General features: G+C 66.1%; 15 protein-coding genes and 1 pseudogene. 14 read left to right on the top strand and 2 right to left on the bottom strand.

Annotated features, from left to right (window positions below):
• The first annotated feature begins 122 nt into the window (after positions 1–122).
• From AC0Z35_RS09325 to AC0Z35_RS09310, 4 genes are all read left to right on the top strand, one after another.
• Positions 123–1,424 (top strand): D-amino acid dehydrogenase, encoded by a 1,302-nt coding sequence (locus tag AC0Z35_RS09325; RefSeq protein ID WP_046805014.1) that lies wholly within the window; start codon positions 123–125, stop codon positions 1,422–1,424.
• Between the two features lie 130 nt (positions 1,425–1,554).
• Positions 1,555–2,679 (top strand): metallophosphoesterase family protein, encoded by a 1,125-nt coding sequence (locus AC0Z35_RS09320; protein ID WP_485131819.1) that lies wholly within the window; start codon positions 1,555–1,557, stop codon positions 2,677–2,679.
• Positions 2,676–5,303, top strand: coding sequence for an AAA family ATPase (locus AC0Z35_RS09315; RefSeq protein WP_485131818.1), 2,628 nt, complete (start codon positions 2,676–2,678; stop codon positions 5,301–5,303). The genes AC0Z35_RS09320 and AC0Z35_RS09315 overlap by 4 nt, the downstream gene beginning before the upstream one ends.
• A 951-nt stretch (positions 5,304–6,254) precedes the next feature.
• On the top strand, positions 6,255–7,136 hold the full coding sequence (locus tag AC0Z35_RS09310) for a DMT family transporter (RefSeq protein WP_485131817.1): 882 nt from the start codon (positions 6,255–6,257) through the stop codon (positions 7,134–7,136).
• 253 nt (positions 7,137–7,389) lie between these two features.
• Here AC0Z35_RS09310 and AC0Z35_RS09305 read toward each other — a convergent pair.
• Positions 7,390–8,256, bottom strand: a pseudogene (locus AC0Z35_RS09305) (hypothetical protein); the annotation flags it as partial.
• 399 nt (positions 8,257–8,655) lie between these two features.
• Entirely contained in the window at positions 8,656–9,642 is a 987-nt protein-coding gene (locus tag AC0Z35_RS09300; RefSeq protein WP_046805010.1) for a Bug family tripartite tricarboxylate transporter substrate binding protein, read from the bottom strand.
• Positions 9,643–10,198: 556 nt separating this feature from the next.
• On the opposite strand from AC0Z35_RS09300, the gene AC0Z35_RS09295 reads away from it, so the two are divergent.
• From AC0Z35_RS09295 to AC0Z35_RS09250, 10 genes are all read left to right on the top strand, one after another.
• Positions 10,199–13,114: a monovalent cation/H+ antiporter subunit A gene (locus tag AC0Z35_RS09295; protein WP_485131816.1), complete on the top strand. Its 2,916-nt coding sequence runs from the start codon at positions 10,199–10,201 to the stop codon at positions 13,112–13,114.
• Positions 13,114–13,458, top strand: coding sequence for a Na+/H+ antiporter subunit C (locus AC0Z35_RS09290; protein WP_046805008.1), 345 nt, complete (start codon positions 13,114–13,116; stop codon positions 13,456–13,458). Before AC0Z35_RS09295 ends, AC0Z35_RS09290 begins: the two co-directional genes overlap by 1 nt.
• Positions 13,455–15,086 (top strand): monovalent cation/H+ antiporter subunit D, encoded by a 1,632-nt coding sequence (locus AC0Z35_RS09285; protein ID WP_046805007.1) that lies wholly within the window; start codon positions 13,455–13,457, stop codon positions 15,084–15,086. Before AC0Z35_RS09290 ends, AC0Z35_RS09285 begins: the two co-directional genes overlap by 4 nt.
• Entirely contained in the window at positions 15,086–15,568 is a 483-nt protein-coding gene (locus AC0Z35_RS09280; protein WP_046805006.1) for a Na+/H+ antiporter subunit E, read from the top strand. The genes AC0Z35_RS09285 and AC0Z35_RS09280 overlap by 1 nt, the downstream gene beginning before the upstream one ends.
• Positions 15,565–15,852 (top strand): K+/H+ antiporter subunit F, encoded by a 288-nt coding sequence (locus AC0Z35_RS09275; protein ID WP_046805005.1) that lies wholly within the window; start codon positions 15,565–15,567, stop codon positions 15,850–15,852. Before AC0Z35_RS09280 ends, AC0Z35_RS09275 begins: the two co-directional genes overlap by 4 nt.
• Positions 15,849–16,190, top strand: a complete 342-nt coding sequence (gene mnhG, locus AC0Z35_RS09270; RefSeq protein WP_046805004.1) for a monovalent cation/H(+) antiporter subunit G — start codon at positions 15,849–15,851, stop codon at positions 16,188–16,190. Before AC0Z35_RS09275 ends, mnhG begins: the two co-directional genes overlap by 4 nt.
• 278 nt (positions 16,191–16,468) lie before the next feature.
• A complete protein-coding gene (locus tag AC0Z35_RS09265; protein ID WP_485131815.1) occupies positions 16,469–16,975 on the top strand; it encodes a hypothetical protein in 507 nt (168 codons plus the stop codon).
• Between the two features lie 114 nt (positions 16,976–17,089).
• On the top strand, positions 17,090–17,938 hold the full coding sequence (locus AC0Z35_RS09260; protein WP_046805002.1) for an HAD family hydrolase: 849 nt from the start codon (positions 17,090–17,092) through the stop codon (positions 17,936–17,938).
• Positions 17,939–17,948: 10 nt separating this feature from the next.
• Positions 17,949–18,440, top strand: a complete 492-nt coding sequence (gene tadA / locus AC0Z35_RS09255; RefSeq protein WP_046805039.1) for a tRNA adenosine(34) deaminase TadA — start codon at positions 17,949–17,951, stop codon at positions 18,438–18,440.
• Positions 18,437–19,477 (top strand): LD-carboxypeptidase, encoded by a 1,041-nt coding sequence (locus AC0Z35_RS09250; protein ID WP_120155386.1) that lies wholly within the window; start codon positions 18,437–18,439, stop codon positions 19,475–19,477. Before tadA ends, AC0Z35_RS09250 begins: the two co-directional genes overlap by 4 nt.
• Positions 19,478–19,515: the final 38 nt, after the last annotated feature.

Here is a 19,515-nt window from a genome sequence, read left to right as displayed (position 1 = left end):
GATCAAAAAAGAGGGGGTGCCCGAGAAAAAGCGCTGCCAAAGCAAAATAATCAGTGCTTTTCACTGCGAGGAGGCCCATAGACTACCGAAATTACTGAGCAAATCCAAATACGGAAAGAATCATGCATGTGATCGTCCTAGGCAGTGGCGTAATCGGCACCACCACCGCGTATTACCTGGCCCGTCAGGGCGCCCGGGTAACGGTCCTGGACCGCCAGCCCGCCGCCGCCCAGGAAACCAGCTATGCCAACGCCGGCCAGGTGTCGCCGGGCTATTCCACGCCCTGGGCGGCGCCCGGCATTCCCCTGAAAGCCATCAAGTGGTTGTTCAAGAAACATGCGCCGTTGGCCATTCGCCTGGACGGCAGCCTGTATCAGCTGAAATGGATGGCGGCCATGCTGGCCAACTGTTCGGCCGACCGGTATTCCATCAATAAAGAGCGCATGCTGCGCCTGGCCGAATACAGCCGCGACTGCCTGCGCGAATTGCGCGCGTCCACCGGCATCCATTACGAAGAGCGCACGCGTGGCACGTTGCAGCTGTTTCGCACCGACGCGCAGCTGGAAGCCGCCCGCCGCGACATCGCCGTGCTGGAAGAAGTGGGCGTGCCGTACGAGCTGCTGGACCGCAATCGCCTGGTAACGGCCGAGCCCGCCCTGGCGCGCTCGATCCATAAGCTGGCTGGCGGCTTGCGGCTGCCCAATGATGAAACCGGCGACTGCCGCCTGTTCACCACGCGCCTGGCCGAGATGGCCGCGGCGCTGGGCGTGGACTTTCGCTACAACCAGACCGTTTCCGGTCTGAACGTCGCGGGCGGCCAGATCACGGGCGTGCGCGTGGGTAACGACGTGCTGACGGCCGACCGCTACGTGGCCGCCTTCGGCAGCTACACGCGAGGCTTGCTTGAACCGCTGGGCCTGGACTTGCCGGTGTACCCCGTCAAGGGCTATTCGCTGACCATCCCCATGAAGGATGACGCCGCCGCGCCGGTGTCCACCATCCTGGACGAAACCTACAAGATCGCCGTGACCCGCTTCGATGACCGCATCCGCGTGGGCGGCATGGCGGAATTGTCCGGCTTCGACTTGCGCCTGAAAGACGCGCGCCGCAAGACGCTTGAATTGGTCGTCAACGACCTGTTCCCCGACAGCGGCCATGTGGCGCAGGCGGAATTCTGGACGGGCTTGCGCCCGATGACGCCGGACAGCACCCCTATCGTCGGGCCGACCCGCTACGGCAACCTGTTCCTGAACACCGGCCACGGCACGCTGGGCTGGACCATGGCTTGCGGCTCCGGCAAGCTGGTGGCCGACCAGGTCATGGGCCAGCGGCCCGCCATCAGCACCGACGGGCTGGGCTTGTCCCGCTACGAGCGCGGCGCGTCGTCCAACCCGTCGTTGGTGCTGGGCGGCAAGGGCGCCTGAGGGTCGCTCGGCCCGCGCGAACAAGCCATCGCGGGAATCATCGGGCGGTGCCCGTTGATGTGATCATGCGGCGTGATCAATTTGGCATTGTGCTTTTTTGATGTGCGCCGGCTTATGCCAAAATCGCCGCATGACTCATTTCCTGCATACCGCCGATTGGCAGATCGGCCGTCAGTACGGCCAATTTGAAACCGACGACGCCGCCTTGCTGGCCGAGGCGCGGTTCGACGTGGTGGCGCGCCTCGCCGCGCTGGCCACCGAACGCGGCGTCGATGCCGTACTGGTCGCGGGCGACGTCTTCGACACGCAAGGCGTTTCCGACCGCACCATCCGCCGCCTGTTCGCCGCCATGGCGGCCTATGCCGGCCCCTGGGTCATGATCGCCGGCAACCACGACGCGGCCTTGGCCGACAGCGTCTGGAGCCGCGCGGCGCAGTTGGATTGCATCCCCGCGAACGTGCACGTACCCACGCAAATCGGCGTGGTCGACCTGCCCGCCATCAACGTGGCGGTGCTGGCCGCGCCGCTAACGCAACGCCATACCTACGACGACGTCACGCAGGCGTTCGATTCCCTGGATACCGAACCTGGGCGCGTGCGCGTAGGCCTGGCGCATGGCAGCGTGGCGGGCCGCTTGCCCGACACCATCGACGCCACCAACCCCATCGCGCCTGACCGCGCCGCGCGCGCCCGCCTGGACTATCTGGCGCTGGGTGACTGGCACGGTTGTTTGGCTATCGATACCCGCACCTGGTATGCCGGCACGCCGGAACAAGACCGCTTTCGCAACAACGAGCCCGGCTACGTGCTGGACGTGCGCATCGATACACCGGGCGCCACACCCGTGGTGGAACGCGTGGCCATCGGCAAATACCGCTGGTCGGCGTGGGCCGAGACCATCAGCCTGCCGTCCGACGCGCACGCGCTGGCTGAAAAATTGTCGGCCTTGCGCGCCGAAGACGTGCTTCGCCTGGATGTGCAAGGGCACGTCAACATGGAAACCTGGGACGCGCTGCAACGCGCCATGGACCAGGCCGCCGCCCAGGTGCGCGCACTGTTGCCCGACTTGTCCGGCTTGCGGCTGGAGCCTGACCAGGCCGATTTGGCCGAGCTTGGCGCAAGTGGGTACGTGGGCGAAGTGGCTGCGCAACTACAGGCCTTGCAGGCGGACGGCGAACAAGCCGCCATTGCCGCCGAGGCCCTGCGGCTACTACTAAGATTTCAACGCGAAAGCGCCACGGGAGCCGCCAAATGAAGCTGTCCCGTATCGCGCTTGAAGAATTTCGCAAGTTCCGCCAGCCCTTGGTTCTGGATGGGCTGCAAGACGGTTTGAACCTTTTCGTGGGTGCAAACGAGGCCGGTAAAAGCACGGTGGCGGCGGCCATACGGGCGGCGTTCCTGGAACGCTACAGCACCAGCAAGGTGGCCGACCTGGCGCCCCACGGCGAGTCCGGCGCGCGGCCAACCGTTGAGCTGTCGTTCGCGCATGGCGGGCATCAGTACGTGCTGAAAAAGCAGTTCCTGTCGCGTGCGCGTTGTGAATTGCTGATCGACGATGGGGCTCAGCGCCTGGATGGCGAAGAGGCCGAAAACGCCCTGGCGGCGCTGCTGGGGTTTGAGCTGCCGGGCAGGGGACAAAGCAAGCCGGATCTGGCCGGCATCCCCGGTTTGCTGTGGATACAGCAAGGAGACGGCCACAACCTGCAAGCCGCCGCGTCTTACGCCGGCACGCATCTGCGCGACGCCTTGACGCAACTGTCAGGCGAGCTGACGGCCACCGATGGCGACCGCCTGTTTGAACGCGTGTCGACGGAACGCGCCGCCTTGCTGGACGCGCGCAATGGTCGCCCCAAGGGCATTTATAAAGAGGCCGAAGACGCGTTGGCGCGCGCCACGGCCGAGCGCGACGACTGCGCCCAGGCCATGGCGCAACTGAACGCCGATGTCGACCGCCTGGCCAGCCTGCGCCGGGATCACGAGCGCGCCCAGGCCACTGAACCCTGGAAGGACTTTGAAGCGCGCGCCACTGACGCGCGCGCCCGGCTGGCCGCGGCGGCAAAACAGCGCGAAGCGCTGGAAGGCCTGCGCCGCGAGCAGGCCCAGGCGGTGCAAACGCTGGCCTTGCTGCAAGACCAGGTGCGGCGCGACCAACAAGACGAAGCCGACCATCACGCGCTGGTCAAGGAAGCCCAGGCCGCGCGCGCCCGCGTCGATGCCGCCCAGGCGCCGCTTGTGCGGGCCCAGCAGCAACAGCAGGCGCACGCCGCCGCGCTGGATGCGGCCCGCTTGCGCGTGGCGGCGGTTCAAGCCGTGTCTGATCGGCGCGACCTGGAACATCAGCTAGCCCAGCTGAACGCCGAAATCGAACGGCTGGACGACGCGCTGCGTGCCGTAACCACCCTGATCGAACAAGGCTCGACGCTGAAGACCGAGGCGTTGCGCATTGAGATTGCCGATGGCGATATCGACGCGCTGCGCAAAGCCGAACGTGAACTGGCCAACCTGCAACTGCGCCAGCAAGCGGTGGCGACGCGTTTGTCATACCAGCTGGAAGCCGGGCGTGAGGCCAGCATGGACGGCCGCGCCATCAGCGGCGCGGGGCAGGTGCTGCTGACGGCTGCCGCTGACATCGATCTGCCCGGTGTGGGCAGTTTCCGCATCGAGCCGGGCGGCCAGGATCTGCCGGCGCTTCAGCGTGAGCTTGGCGGGCTGCAATCCGCCTGGAATGGTTTACTGGAACGTCTGGGCGTGGCAACGCTGGCCGATGCCGAACAGCGCCACGCGCGCTATACGGCCTTGCAGCGCGAGCTTGACGGCATGCGCAAGACGCTGGCCATCCACGCGCCCAAGGGGCTGGATGTATTGCGTGGGCAGCGTGACGAGGCCCTGGCTCGCCGCGTGGCGTTGCAAGAGCGGCTGGCCAAGTTGCCGGCGGTGATGGGCACCGATCAAGACGATCTGCCTGCCGCGACCCAGGCGCTGCGCGACGCGACAGCGGTGGTCGCGCAGGCGGACGCGTCGTTGGCGGCGGCGCAACGCGCGCTGGACGCCGACCTGGCACGCGCGCAATTGCTGGAAGGGCAGGCCGCCGCGCGCGCCTCCGATATGCAGTCGTCCGAGCGCGCCGCACAGCGTCAAGCGCGTGCCGGCCGTCTGGCCGAAGCGCGCAGCGCGCACGACGACCTGGACCGCCGGGTGCGCGAGGCCCAGGCCGCCTTGGCGGACCACCGGCCCGAGTTGGCCGAGCAAGACGTACAACGCTATGAAAAATCGGCGGCCATCGAACGCGACGCGCAGCACAAGCGTCACGGCGACATTCTTCAGTTGCAGGGCAAGCTGGATCAGGCGGGCGCGCAGGGGCTGGGCGAACGCTTGTCGGAAGCTTCCGCCGCGTGCGAACGGCTGGCGCGTCGGCGCGATGAATTGGCACGCCGCGCCGCTGCGCTGGACCTGCTGCAAAAACTGCTGACCGACAAGCGTGCTGCGGCCACGCAACGTTTGCAGGCGCCCCTGGCTCGCCGCCTGAACCATTATCTGGCGCTGCTGTTTCCAGACGCGGCGTTGCGCTTGGACGACGCGTTGCTGCCCACGGCGCTACGCCGAGAGCAGGGCGAAGATCTGCTGGATGCGCTAAGTTTCGGCACGCGCGAGCAGCTGGGCATTCTGGCGCGATTCGCCTATGCGGACTTGCTTCGCGAAGCCGGTCGGCCCACCTTGCTGTTGCTGGATGACGCGCTGGTGCACACCGACGACGCCCGCCGCGATTTCATGAAGCGCGCCTTGTTCGATGCGGCCACCCGCCATCAGATTCTGATGTTCACCTGCCACGGGGACGCTTGGCGTGACATGGGGGTGGAGCAGCGGCGCATCGGCGCGTGAGCGGGGCGATCCAGGAGCCGGCGTCTTGGGGGGGTATTGGGACAGGCTTGCGTCGCGCGCGCCTATTGACGGCAAAAGCAACGGTCGGTAGCCTGCGCGAATGCCTGCTTCCAAGCCGTCCTTCGAAACCCTTGTCGGTGCCTCTGCCGTGGCGACTGCCGCTGCCGTCGCGAGGGCCGGCATGCGTTGGCGCAGGAAGCATGGGGCAGGCCGCGGATATTGCCGCGCGCGGTTTCCCGTATCGTCGCTGGCTGCTTCGTCGCTGGGTGCTTCGTCGCAGGGTGCTTCGTCGCAGGGTGCTTCGTCGTCGGCTGCTTCGTCGCTGGCTGATTCGTCGCTGGCTATCTCGTCGCCGGCTGTTCCGTCGTCCGCTATTTCGTCGCCTGCTACTTCGTCGCCTGCTACTTCGGCGACCGCTTTACCTCTCTTTTCTTCCGTCATTTCCCCCGTCGTTCCTCCTGTCATTTCGGGCGTCATTTCGGCTGTCATTTCGGCTGTCATTTCGCCGGTCGTCTCAGCGGTCGTTCGCGCGGTAGTTTCGCCGCCGGTATTCCCGTCTGCCTCGCCGCCCGTCGGCGTGGTCCGGGCCGCGAACCCGCCAGCCGTGGTCGTGTTCGGCTGATTGCCGATCCGCCATTCCCGGCTCCAGTTCTCAATCATCGTCAGTCCATCCGTACGCTTGATGCGTGCGCGAGTCGGCCGCGTACGTCGCGGTTGACCCGCGCGTGGCCGATTTGGCCAAGCTAGCGGCCGTAGCGATCGCGATCCCGATCGCGATTCCGATTGCACGCGATTGCGACACGTGATGGCCATGGCAATTGCCATCGCCTAGCCATCGCCCCGCCATCGCATCGCATCGCATCGCATCGCATCGCATCGCGACGCCATCGCCAAGCGATCCACGGAAGGACTGCCGGTCTGGAGCCTGTGCTTACCTTGACAGGTGTAAACATGTCTCTGAATCGAAATACCTGGGCCGCCTACGGCTCCACAACCTTGTTCGTGCTGCTGTGGAGCGGCGGCGCGATCTTTGCCAAATGGGGGCTGTCGCACGCGTCGGCCTTTGCCTTCCTGTTGCTGCGCTTTGTGCTGGCCTTATCCGTGTTGGGGCTGGTGGCGTGGCGGCGCAAACGATGGTTGCCCGCGCCGGGCACGCGCGGCAGCGTCGCGGCAACGGGCCTGCTGCTGATCGGTGTCTATTCCATCTGCTATCTGCTGGCGCTGGATCACGGCATCACGCCGGGGGTCCTGGCCACGTTGCTGGGTGCGCAACCCATCCTGACCTTGGCGGTCATGGAGCGGCGCTTTGACAAGGCCCGCATCGCGGGGCTGCTGCTGGCCTTGGCCGGGCTGGTGATGGTGGTGTACCAGAGCATCGGCATGGCGCGCTTTTCCGCGGCGGGCATGGGCTTCGCGTTCGCGGCGCTGGGCAGCATGACGCTGGGCGCCATGCTGCAAAAGCGCATCGAGCAGCCGCCGCTGGACGTCATGCCGTTGCAGTACGCGGTAAGCCTGGCGCTGTGCCTGCTGTTTGCCCCGTTCCAGCCGCTGACGGCGCAATGGAGCATCGGGCTGATCCTGCCGCTGCTGTGGATGGGCCTGGTGATTTCGGTGGGCGCGACGCTTCTGTTCTATCGCCTGATCCAGGCCGGCAACCTGGTGAACGTCACCAGCCTGTTCTATCTGGTGCCGGCAGGCACGGCTGCGCTGGACTATCTGGTGCTGGGCAACCGCCTGTCGGCGTTGAGCCTTGCCGGCATGGGGGCAATCTTGCTGGGGCTGATGCTGGTGCTGCGGCATCCGGCCCCAAACATCAGGCCAGCGCGACGCTAACCGGAAGGGAGCGGGGCGGGGCGGATGCGATGGAACCTGCAACGGAACCTGCACCCGTCCCCGTGACGGTTCCGGCGACGGCGGACCCCGCAACGGACCCCGCAACGGACGCCCCAACAGAACCTGCAACCGTTCCGGCAACGGAACCTGCACCCGTCCCGGCAACGGAATCCGCAGCCGACGCCGCCACAGTCCCGACACCGCCATCGGCGCCCACGCTGGCGGCCACCTCCACCTCGTCCACGCCACCCCCGGCATCCTGCCCGGCCCAGTAGCCGCTGACCAACTGCGCGGGCCGTTCCTTGGCCACGACGCGGGCGCATACCGACCAGGCATCCAGTCGGACGCTCAGGCCCGCGTAGACCCCGTGGCCGTCGCCGGCCTGGATGACGCCGTCCGCGCGCACGCCTTCACCGGCGCGGATGGAGCCGTCGGCCCGGATGTCTCCGCCGGCGATCATGCCCCAGCCCGAGGCCAGGTGGTCGCCGCAGTGAATGGCCCCGCCCGCCTGAATGCCCGAGGTGGCGTTGATGGCGTGGTCGGCGCGTACATCGCCGCCCGCCTTGATTCCCTGACCACATTGGATGGCGCCTTGCGCGCGCACGTCCTGGCCGGCGTGCAAGTGGCCGGTGACGGCCAGGTCCTGGCCCGCGCAGATGTCCCATTTGGCGCGCACGTTGCCACGGCATTCCAGGCGCGAGGCGGATTCGATGCCCCAGTCGGCGCTGATGTCGCCGCCCGCGTGGATCTCGCCACCGCTTGCGATATTGGCGGCGGCCGTGATGTTTTCGCCCGCCATGATGGTTTCTCCGGCGCGGATGCCGCCGCCCGTGATGATGCTGCGCCCGGCGCGCACCACCGTGTCCACATTGATGCCCATGCGAATTTCCAGCGTGCCCGCGAAGACGATGGCGTTGGCATCAAGCGAGTCCAGCCTGAGCACGGCATCGGTCGGGCCAAACTGATCCAGCAGCCAGTTGGCGTCGCTGATGCGGCCATCGGCGACCAGGGCGTCAAGCACGGCCTGGTAGTCCCCCTGGCCGTTGTGATCGCGGATAAACCACTTGTAGCCGCCCGCGCAGGGGTTCTTGGCTTTGACGAATTTTTTGGTGAGTTGCATGGCGCTGGATGAAGATCAATGCGTGGCCGGGCCGCCCGCCAAGAGGCAAGCGACGAAGATTCATGGGACGAGCGTTGCGCCCGGCCACGCGGCAGGGCGTACGCCGGCGTGCACCACGGCATCGGCACGGATGTGCAAAAGCCGCCGGCGGCAGGCCGGAATCAAAAATGGGGGTAGCGGGAAAGCCGGGGAATCAGCCGGGCTTGGAGCGCGCGTAGGCGGAACGCGCGGCGACTTCCTGCGAGCTCAACAAAGTCGAGCGCAGGGCGCAGAGAACGCAGGCAGCGGGAGGGAGGGGAGAAAAATTGGATCGCACGGGGGCAGATGCTAACACCCGGGCATCGCTAGTCAAGTCGGCAAGCTGTCCCCGAGACCGGGGGCAGCTTGCCGCGCGAGCGATCAGTTCGTCGAAACGATATTGCGTTCCTTGGCGATGCGCTGGCGCAGTTCCAGTTCACGCTTGATCTGGTCGGCGTATTGGGCGGGAGTATTGCCGTCCACCAACGATCCGCCATCGGCCAGGCGCTGGACAATCTTCGGGTCTTGCAGCGCCTTCACGGCCGCCGCGTGCACGCGCTCGACCACGGCCGGCGGCGTGCCGGCCGGGGCCACCAGCCCGTACCAGGCCATGTTGTCCATTTCTGGCAGGCCGCCTTCCTTGAACGTCGGCACATCGGGCAGCGCGGGTAGGCGCTTGGGGGCGGCCACGGCCAGCGCGCGCAGCTTGCCCGCCTGGATGTGCGGCATCGAAGACGGCAGGTTGTCGAACTGGGCGTTGACTTGGCCGGCGATGACGTCGTTCAGCGCCGGACCCGAGCCGCGATAGGGCACGTGCACCATGTCTGTCTTGGTCAGCGACTTGAACAGTTCGCCGTCCAGATGGCCGATGCCGCCCGCGCCGGACGATGCGTAGCTGTACTTGCCCGGGTTGGCCTTGAGCAGGGTGATGAATTCAGCCAGCGTCTTGGCGGGCACCGCCGGGTTCACCGTCAGGACGTTCGGCACGTTCACCAGGTTGGTGATCGGCGTGAAGTCCTTGAGCGGGTTGTAGGGGTTTTTCGGGTTGGTGGCCGGGTTGGTGGCCATCGTGCTGACGGTGGCCACACCCAGCGTGTAGCCGTCCGGGGCCGAACGCACCAGCGCGTCGGCGCCGATCGAGCCGCCGCCGCCGCCCCGGTTTTCCACCACGACAGCCTGGCCCAGTTCGCGGCCCAGGCCTTCGGCAACGATGCGCGCCACGATGTCGGTGGTGCCGCCAGCGGCAAAAGGCACGATCAGGCGGATGGGTTTGTTGGGGTAGGGGTCGGCGGCCAGGGCCGACGAACTAAAGCAGACGCCTGCAATGGCGGCGGCCAGGACGGCCTTGGCATGAGACAGCACGGTCAAGAGTCTTCTCCATATTGTTGTTCCGAGCCGACCGGCTTCTTGGGCCGGCGTCGGTGAAGCGTGCCTTGCCTGGATGCTGGCTTGGTCGATGCTTCGTGGGCGCAATTCCACACAGGAATCCCCCTACGGTCAACTCAGGATTCACCCTGTAGGGCCCGAAAACTTTTTTCGGCCCCTTTGACGTTGCCGGAACATGCCGGCAGTTCGGCGAAAATCCCAAGCCTGACAACAACATGAACGTTTTCATCCCGTTTTTCAATGCGCAATGATTGCGCAGTCATCGTGCCGTCATTAGCCGGGTAAATGCATAAAGTTCTGCATAACTTACAAGAATCTGATATTTTTCGGGGGAGATTCTTGGCCTGTCCTGCAAGAAAGCTATTGCGTTTGTTTCTGTCTGCGCCGTTCAATGGGGCGTTGGTTGATGTCCCCGCGGGGCAACGTGTAGTGCAGCGACGCACCGGGCCAGGGTTCCGTCCGTCTTTCAATCCCCGGTCTGTTTCGTCTTTCGCTGCCACGTGCTGGCGGGAGGGGGCCCGGACATTCTCGGAACGCCATGTCGCTGATCCTGATCCTCGCTCTGCCGTTTGCCGGCAGCCTGTGCGCCGCGCTGCTGCCTTCCAACGCCCGCAATGCCGAGGCGTGGTTGGCCGGCCTTATCGCGCTGGCCTGTGTGATCTTGATAGCCAGCCTGTACCCCGACGTGGCCAACGGCGGCGTGATCCGCGCCGACATGCCCTGGGCGCCTGCCCTGGGCCTGCAATTTACATTGCGCATGGACGGCTACGCCTGGCTGTTCGCCTTGATCGTTTCCGGCATGGGCGCGCTGGTCGTGCTGTATGCGCGCTACTACATGTCGCCGGAAGACCCGGTCCCGCGCTTTTTCTCGTTTTTCCTGGCCTTCATGGCCGCCATGCTGGGCGTGGTGCTGTCCGGCAACCTGATCCAGTTGGTCATGTTCTGGGAAATGACCAGCCTGGCTTCCTTCATGCTGATTGCCTATTGGCACCACCGCCTGGACGCCCGGCGCGGCGCGCGCATGGCGTTGACGGTGACGGGCGCGGGCGGCCTATGCCTGTTGGCCGGCGTACTGATCCTGGGCCATATCGTGGGCAGTTACGACATGGACCGCGTGCTGGCCTCCGGCGACCTGGTGCGCGCCGACCCCTGGTATCCCGCCGTGCTGGTCCTGGTGGCCCTGGGGGCGCTGACCAAAAGCGCCCAGTTCCCGTTCCATTTCTGGCTGCCCAACGCAATGGCGGCGCCGACCCCCGTGTCCGCCTACCTGCACTCGGCCACCATGGTGAAGGCAGGCGTATTCCTGCTGGCGCGCTTCTGGCCGGTGCTGGCCGGCACCGACCAATGGTTCTGGGTGATCGGCGGGGCAGGGCTGATCACGTTGGTGCTGGGCGCCTACGCGGCCATCTTCCAGCAGGACATGAAGGGCGTGCTGGCGTATTCCACCATCAGCCACCTGGGCCTGATCACGTTGCTGCTGGGGCTGAACAGTGAATTGGCCCTGGTGGCCGCCATCTTCCACATGATCAACCACGCCACGTTCAAAGCGTCGCTGTTCATGGCGGCGGGGGTGGTGGACCACGAAACCGGCACGCGGGACCTCAGCCGGCTGTCCGGCCTGTACAAAGCCATGCCGATCACCGCCACGTTGGCCATGGTGGCGGCCGCGTCGATGGCGGGCGTGCCCCTGTTGAACGGTTTCCTGTCCAAGGAAATGTTCTTCGCGGAAACCACCTTTGTCAGCGGCGACCGCTGGACCCAGGTCGGCCTGCCGTTGCTGGCCACGATCGCCGGCGCGTTCAGCGTGGCGTATTCGCTGCGTTTCATCCTTCAGGTGTTCTTCGGCCCCCCGGCCACGGACCTGCCGCGCGCCCCGCACGAGCCCCCCGGCTGGATGTTGTTTCCCAGTGCCTTGCTGGTATTCATGTGCCTGCTGGTGGGTGTGGTGCCCAGCCTGACGGTCGGCCCCTTCCTGGCGGCCGCCGCGCAGAGCATCCTGGGCGCAAACATGCCCGAATACAGTCTGGCCGTCTGGCACGGCGTGAATCTGCCGCTGGTAATGAGCATGGTGGCGACGACGGCGGGCGTGCTGCTGTACCTGGTTCTGCGTGCGCACCAGCGCGCCAACCCGGGCCGCGTTCCTTTCATCTACCGGCTGGACGGGCGGCGCACGTTCGAAGCGCTGCTGGACGGCTCCAGCGTGGCGGCCGCGTGGCTGCTGCGCTGGGTGGCCTCGTCGCGTTTGCAGGTGCAGATGCTGTTGATTGTGCTGGGCTCGTTGTTCGTGGCCTGGCTGCCGCTGCGCGCGGGCGGGTGGCTGGAAGGCACCGGCCGCATGACGCCCGTGGACCCGGCGTTTGCCTTGCTGTGGCTGGTGGGCGGCGCGTGCGCGCTGGGTGCGGCGTATCAGGCCAAGTACCACCGTCTGGCGTCCCTGGCGCTGGCGGGCGGCGCGGGGCTGATCACCTGCCTGACGTTCGTCTGGTTTTCCGCGCCTGACCTGGCGCTGACCCAGTTGTCGGTGGAAGTGGTGACGGTGGTGCTGTTGCTGCTGGGCCTGCGCTGGCTGCCGCGCCGGATCGCGAAGGACGACGAAGAGCCCCTGAAGGCCACGCTGCTGGCTCGCGGCCGCCGGCTGCGGGATCTGCTGCTGGCCACCGCTGCCGGCACCGGCATGGCCGCGCTGGCGTATGCGGTGCTGGTGCGCCCGCAAGGCGACACGATTTCGTCATTCTTCGTTGACCGCGCTCTGCCTGACGGCGGCGGCACCAACGTGGTGAACGTCATCCTGGTGGACTTCCGCGGCTTTGACACCTTTGGCGAAATCACGGTGTTGGGCATCGTCGCGCTGACGGTCTACGCACTGCTGCGCCGCTTCCGCCCCGCCGCCGAAAGCGCGGACCTGCCGCGCCAGCAGCAAGAGCAGGACGGCGGCGTGCCGGCCGCGCCGGACATCAAGTCCCTGGTGCCCAGCGGCTCGATGATGGTGCCCACCGTGCTGGTGCGCCTGCTGCTGCCCACCGCCGCGTTGATTTCCGTGTATTTCCTGCTGCGCGGCCATAACCAGCCGGGCGGGGGATTCGTGGGCGGGCTGATCTTCGCCACCGCCGTCATCCTGCAATACATGGTGGGCGGCGTGTACTGGGTGGAATCGCGCAGCCGCCTGAATCCGCAGAATTGGATCGGCATCGGCCTGCTGGCCGCCGGCATCGCCGCCGTGACCGCATGGCTGGCCTACAAGCCGTTCCTGGCCGCGCTGGCCTGGGACGTGGCGCTGCCGCTGATCGGCCATGTGCATTTGTCCAGCGTGCTGCTGTTCGACCTGGGCGTGTACATGCTGGTGGTCGGCTCTACGGTGCTGGTGCTGGTGGCGCTGGCCCACCAATCGCTGCGCGCGCAACGCAAGGCCGCCGCCGAGATGCAGGCGGCCGCCATACAAACAGGGGAAGCCTGATGGAATTGATTTATGCCATCGCGATTGGCGTGTTGGCGGGCTCGGGAGTCTGGCTGCTGCTGCGGCCGCGTACCTTCCAGTTCATCATGGGCCTGTCGCTGGTTTCCTACGCGGTGAACCTGTTCATTTTCGGCATGGGCCGTCTTACGTCGGCTCGTCCGCCTGTCATCGACCCGGGCATGGCGCATGACCCGTCCTGGTACGCCGACCCGCTGCCGCAGGCGCTGGTGCTGACGGCCATTGTGATCGGCTTTGCCACCACCGCGCTGTTCCTGGTGGTGCTGTTGGCCTCGCGCGGCCTGACCGGCACCGACCACGTCGATGGACGGGAGTCCCAATCTTGAGTTTCTGGCTGCAACATCTTCCTGTCCTGCCCATCATCGTGCCGTTGTTTGCCGGCGCGGCCATGCTGCTGCTGGCCGACACCAGCCGTTATGCGCGCGGGGCAATTTCCATGGCGTCCACGTTGGCCCAGCTGGCAGCCGCCATCGCCTTGCTGGTGGTCGCGGGCGGCGGCGTGCCGGGCGTCTGGCCGCAAGGCGTGGGCGTTTATCTGGTGGGCGACTGGCCCGCGCCCTTCGGCATCGTGCTGGTCGTGGACCGGCTGGCGGCGGTGATGCTGACGCTGACGGCCGTGCTGGGCCTGGCCACGTTGACCTATTCGCTGGCCCGCTGGGACCGCGCCGGGGTGCATTTCCATTCGCTGTTCCAATTCCTGCTGATGGGCCTGAACGGCGCCTTCCTGACCGGCGACCTGTTCAACCTGTTCGTCTTCTTCGAGGTGCTGCTGGCGGCGTCCTATGGCTTGCTGCTGCACGGCTCGGGCGTGGCGCGCGTCAGCGCCGGCCTGCAATACATTGCCGTGAACCTGGTGGCGTCGTTCCTGCTGTTGATCAGCATCGCGCTGATCTATGGTGTGACCGGCACGCTGAACATGGCGGACCTGGCCTTGCGCGCCGGCAACCTGACGGGCGCCGAACGCATGCTGTTCGAAGCCGGGGCGGCCATCCTTGGCATCGCTTTCCTGGTCAAGGCCGGCGCCTGGCCGCTGAACTTCTGGCTGGTCAAGGGTTACGGGTCGGCCAGCGCGCCCATTGCCGCCATGTTCTCCATCATGACCAAGGTCGGCATCTATGCGCTGCTGCGTATCGGCTCGCTGCTGCTACCGTCGGGCGCGCCCGCCGCGTTCAGCCTGGACTGGATGTTCGCGGCCGGTCTGGCCACGCTGCTGTTCGGCGCGCTGGGGTTGCTGGCGACCCAGCAGCTGGAAAAGATCGTGGGCTATTGCGTGATCGTCTCGGCCGGCACCTTGTTGACCGCGTTGGGCATGCCTGGCGTCACGCTGACCGGCCCCGCGCTGTTCTACCTGCTTAGTTCCGTCCTGACGACCGGCGCGTTCTTCCTCTTGGCCGAATTGATCGAACGCACCCGCAGCTTTGGCGCCAACGTGCTGGCCGTGACGCTGGACGCGTTCGACCTGGACGACCCCACGTCGGTCAACCGGTCCGACGATGTGGTCGGCGTGGCCATTCCGGCGGCCATGGCCTTTCTGGGGCTGGCGTTCATCTGCTGCGCCTTGCTGGTGACCGGCCTGCCGCCCCTGTCCGGCTTCGTGGCCAAGTTCTCGCTGTTGTCGGCCGCCGTGTCCGCCGCCACGGAATCGGCGCCGCCGATGGACGCATGGATTTTGGTTGCCGCCGTGCTCGTCTCCGGGCTGGCGGGCCTGGTGGGGCTGGGACGCACCGGTATTCGCGTCTTCTGGGCCAGCGACGACCGCAGCACGCCGCGCTTGCGCCTGATCGAAGCCGGGCCGGTTGCCGTGCTGTTGCTGTTGTGCGTGGGCCTGGCGGCGGGCGCGGGCCCGGTGTCGGCCTATCTTGACGACGCGGCGCGCTCGCTGGACCAACCCAAGTCCTACATCGAAGCCGTCATGTCCGCGCAAACCGTGCGCGGCCTGAAAGGGGGAAGCTGATGCGCCGCGTTTACTTCCTGTTCCTGCCCGTTTTCCTGTTTGTCTTGTGGCTGGTGCTGAATGAAAGCCTGTCGGCCGGCCAGATTGCGCTGGGCGCCGCGCTGGCCTTGTGGTTCACGTGGGCGGCCTCGCGCCTGCGCCCGCTGCACGCGCGCCCGCGTCGTCTGTGGAAGGCCGTGCCGCTTTTCCTGCACGTGACGGCGGACATCATCCGGTCCAACATCGCCGTGGCCAAGCTGATCCTGAGCCCCCGGCGCAATGAATTTTCACCCGGCTTCATCATGATTCCGCTGACCATGCGCGACCCGCACGGGCTGGCGATGCTGGCTTGCATCGTGACCTACACGCCGGGCACGGTCTGGGTGGACCTGACCGCCGACCACCGCCTGAAGCTACACGTGCTGGACCTGCAAAACGAGCAGCACTGGGTCGACCTGGTGCAGCAGCGCTACGAGCGCCCGTTGATGGAGATGTTTGAATGACGATAAATACCGCACTGTATTGGGCGGCATCCTTCGCCCTGGTGTGCTTTGCGCTGGGCATGGTGTGCGCGACCATCCGCCTGTTGCGCGGCCCCACCGCGCAAGACCGCGTGCTGGCGCTGGACACCCTGTATATCAACGGCATGCTGATGATGCTGGTCTTCGGCATCCGGTCCGGCTCCTCGCTCTATTTCGACATTGCGCTGCTGATTGCGCTGTTCGGTTTTGTAGGGTCCACGGCGATGGCGCGTTTCTTGTTGCGCGGCGAGGTCATCGAGCCATGATGAACGCCGCCATTCCCTTGTGGGCCGGCATCCCCGCCTGCGTGCTGCTGGTGCTGGGCGGGCTGTTGGCGCTGACCGGTTCGGCCGGGCTGCTGCGCTTTCGCAGCTTCTATGCGCGCATCCATGCGCCCACGCTGGGCAACACGCTGGGCTGCGCCTGCGTGCTGCTGTCCTCCATCCTGGTGTTTTCGGCGTGGTCCGCGCGACCGGTTTTTCACGAGGTCATCATCACCTTGCTGCTGGTGGTTTCGTCGCCCGTGACCGCCATGTTGCTGATGCGTGCGGCCACCTATCGTCATCGCCTGACGAAGGCCGACGCGGACCAGGACGCGCGCTAAGGCTGTAACAAGCGACACGGCATGTGAACGCCGGAAATCGTGCTGCAACGCGGCAATATCACTGACAGGGGCCAACCGCCCCTGTTTTTCTTTGTGCGGCGACAGCGGGGCGGCGGGGGGCTTGAAGCGGGCTTGAAACGTAACCTTACGAAATCACGTCGCTGGTCATGTGCCCGGCGCACAGTCGTGGGATAGTGGTTTTCAACAAGCGGCGCAGCGGTACTGAAGACGGCACCGCTTCGGTTCAATCTCGGTTCAATTCTAGTAAGGAGCTGGCCATGAACGTACGACCCATGCATACGAAACGCCTTGCGGCATCCCTTTGCGCGGCAGGCTTGATGCTGGCTGCGGGGGCGGTCCACGCGGCAGATGCGATCGGCCGCGCTGCCATCCAGTCCCAGTACGAGCAGGACGTGGCGAACTGCAAAAACGGCAATACCAATCAGGACCGCGCGACCTGCATGCGCGAAGCCGGCGCGGCGCGGGATGAAGCCCTGCGCCAGAATCTGAAGGCCGGCTCGTCCGACCAGCTTCAGCAAAACATGGTGGATCGCTGCAACCGCCTGCCCGCGGGCTCGCGCCAGGATTGCCTGACCCAGATGACTTCGCCCACCAACGTGCGCGGCAGCGTGCAGGGCGGTGGCGTGCTGCGTGAAACGGTGATCCAGGTGCCGGCCGGCACGGTCCCGCCCGCCGGCACCATGCCGTCGACCGGTGCGATGCCGCCGGCTACATCCCCCGGCATGGCGCCGCCGCCGGTAGCGCCGGGCGCACCGATGCGCTGATCAGCGCGCGCCGCAAGCCTATCGGCCCGGCCGAGGCGCAACAGCCGCCACATTCAGGCAAAATGGCGGCTGTTGCGCCTTGCGCGCTTTTACGCTTGCCCCCATCACGCACCCATGTCCGACGTCATTGCCCTGATTTTCGACTTCGACGACACGCTGGCCTCGGACAGCACGTCCGGTTTCCTGGAAAGCATCGGCGTGGACACGGCCTCGTTCTGGAAGGACGAGGTCGACCCCTTGCTGTCCAAGCAAGACTGGGACCCGGTGCCCGCCTATCTCTACAAGATGATCCAGCTGTCGCAGGCCGGCAAGCACGGCCTGATCACGCAGCAGCGCCTGAAAGAGTGGGGCGCCAGGCTGGATCTGCATGATGGCGTGCCCACCTTGTTTTCCAGGCTGCGCGCGGCGGTGCGCGCCGAGCAGCCGCAGGTTCAGCTGGAGTTCTACCTGATCTCAAGCGGCATCGGCGACGTGGTCCGCTCGACGCCCATTGCGCACGAGTTCACCGAAATCTGGGCTTCCGAATTCGTCTACGGCGACGATGGCGGCATCACCTTCCCGCGCCGCATCGTCAGCTTCACCGACAAGACGCGTTATCTGTTCCACATTCAGAAAGGCATCATCGGCCGCGACTTTCGCAACAAGCCCTTCGAGGTCAACCGCAAAGTGCCCGAAGACCGGCTGCGCGTGCCGTTCGACCAGATGGTGTTCGTGGGCGATGGCTACACCGACATCCCTTGCTTTTCGCTGATCCGCCGCGCGGGCGGCTTCGCCTTTGGCGTCTGGGACCCCAAGCACCGCGACAAGCGCAGCCGCGCCTGGGGCTTTATCGAAGAAGGCCGCGTGTCCAACCTGAACCAGGCCCGCTACGACGAAGAAGCCGAGCTGTATCAATGGCTTGAAGAAGCCGTGACCAGCCTGGCCGGCCGCATCGCCCTGAAGTCCCGGGTGTACCGTGGTTGAGGCCGGCCCGCTGGCGGCAGTGCCCGCCTGGACGGCCGAAGACGCGCGCTACATCGAACTGGCGCTGCAAGAAGCCCAGGCCGCTTATGACATCGGCGAAGTACCCGTGGGCGCGCTGGTGGTTTCCGCGCAAGGCGAGATCCTGGGGCGCGGCTATAACCGCACCATCATTGACCACGACCCCACCGCCCACGCCGAAATCGTGGCGCTGCGCAACGCGGCGCGGCGCCTGGAAAATTACCGTTTGCCCGGCATCACCGTCTACGTCACGCTGGAACCGTGCGTCATGTGCATCGGCGCCATGCTGCACGCGCGACTGGCTCGCGTCGTCTTCGGCGCCTACGACCCCAAGACCGGCGCCTGCGGCAGCGTGCTGGACGTGGGCGCCGTGCCGAAACTCAACCATCACACTTCAGTCACCGGCGGCGTGCTGGCGGAACCTTGCGGCGATTTGCTGCGCCGGTTCTTCCGTGAACGCCGCGCCAAGGAATCCATCGCATGAGCACCCGCAAACCCGCCAAATCCGCCTCCAAAAAGGCGGCTACCTCGGCGGCCGCCGCCCACGATCATGACCATGGGCTCGCCTGCGGCGAGGACTGTGGTCACGATCACAGCCACGATCATGCAGACGGGCAAGTCATGCCGGACGCCCGCGGCATCTACCTGATCTCGCCGTCCTCCGCCGTGCGCGACCCCGCCACGGTTGAATTGGCGCGTGAACGCTTGCAGCAGCAAGGCTTCAAGACGGCGGTGGACCGCAGCGCCTATGCGGTGCATCAGCGTTTCGCGGGCACCGACGCGCAGCGCGCCGCCAGCCTGGTGCGCGCCACCAAGCAAAAGCTGCCCATCGTCATGGTCACGCGCGGCGGCTACGGCATGGGCCGCCTGCTGGACCAGATCGACTGGACGGCCATGGCCGACAGCGGCAAGCGCTTTGTCGGCATGAGCGACTTCACGGCTTTCAACCTGGCGCTGCTGGCCAAGACGGGCGCCGTCAGCTACAGCGGCGCCACCGCCGTGGCGGACTTTGGCGGCAAAAAGGTCGACGACCTGACCGAAGCCCTGTTCGGTGAAGTCATGCGCGGCGAGCTGGAAATCCTTAGCTTCGAAACCCAGGACGCCGACCCGGTGGATGCCCGCGGCATCCTGTGGGGCGGCAACCTGGCCATGGTGGCGTCCTTGGTCGGCACCCCGTATTTCCCGAAGGTGCGCGGCGGCATCCTGTTTCTGGAAGACGTGGCCGAACATCCGTATCGTGTCGAACGCATGCTGATCCAGCTGGCGCAGGCCGGTGTGCTGGCCAAGCAAAAGGCCATCGTGCTGGGCCGTTTCACCGACTACAAGCTGGCCCCGCACGACAAGGGTTACGACCTGCACGAAGTGGTGGCGTGGCTGCGCAAGACGGTCAAGGTGCCGGTGATTACGGGCCTGCCGTACGGCCATGTGGCCACCAAGGCCACGCTGCCCATTGGCCAGAAGGTCGGCATCGCCACCGAGAAGGGCCTGGCCCATCTGGTGCTGGACGAACACCACCACTGATCCGGGCAGGCGAGCGCCCGTTTGCTACACTATCGGGT

It is taken from the genome of Achromobacter sp. 1L-A-4-B-C2 (assembly GCF_057291955.1).
Note: the sequence above shows the minus strand (reverse complement) of the source record. Positions and strands in the feature narration are given on the sequence as shown.

What these genes read in the sequence shown, in the direction of transcription:
- AC0Z35_RS09250 (WP_120155386.1), top strand. Translation starts at nt 18,437, where the DNA reads ATGAGCACCCGCAAACCCGCCAAATCCGCCTCCAAAAAGGCGGCTACC.
- AC0Z35_RS09310 (WP_485131817.1), top strand. Translation starts at nt 6,255, where the DNA reads ATGTCTCTGAATCGAAATACCTGGGCCGCCTACGGCTCCACAACCTTG.
- AC0Z35_RS09260 (WP_046805002.1), top strand. Translation starts at nt 17,090, where the DNA reads ATGTCCGACGTCATTGCCCTGATTTTCGACTTCGACGACACGCTGGCC.
- AC0Z35_RS09280 (WP_046805006.1), top strand. Translation starts at nt 15,086, where the DNA reads ATGCGCCGCGTTTACTTCCTGTTCCTGCCCGTTTTCCTGTTTGTCTTG.
- AC0Z35_RS09275 (WP_046805005.1), top strand. Translation starts at nt 15,565, where the DNA reads ATGACGATAAATACCGCACTGTATTGGGCGGCATCCTTCGCCCTGGTG.
- AC0Z35_RS09290 (WP_046805008.1), top strand. Translation starts at nt 13,114, where the DNA reads ATGGAATTGATTTATGCCATCGCGATTGGCGTGTTGGCGGGCTCGGGA.
- mnhG (WP_046805004.1), top strand. Translation starts at nt 15,849, where the DNA reads ATGATGAACGCCGCCATTCCCTTGTGGGCCGGCATCCCCGCCTGCGTG.
- AC0Z35_RS09320 (WP_485131819.1), top strand. Translation starts at nt 1,555, where the DNA reads ATGACTCATTTCCTGCATACCGCCGATTGGCAGATCGGCCGTCAGTAC.
- AC0Z35_RS09325 (WP_046805014.1), top strand. Translation starts at nt 123, where the DNA reads ATGCATGTGATCGTCCTAGGCAGTGGCGTAATCGGCACCACCACCGCG.
- AC0Z35_RS09295 (WP_485131816.1), top strand. Translation starts at nt 10,199, where the DNA reads ATGTCGCTGATCCTGATCCTCGCTCTGCCGTTTGCCGGCAGCCTGTGC.
- AC0Z35_RS09265 (WP_485131815.1), top strand. Translation starts at nt 16,469, where the DNA reads ATGAACGTACGACCCATGCATACGAAACGCCTTGCGGCATCCCTTTGC.
- AC0Z35_RS09315 (WP_485131818.1), top strand. Translation starts at nt 2,676, where the DNA reads ATGAAGCTGTCCCGTATCGCGCTTGAAGAATTTCGCAAGTTCCGCCAG.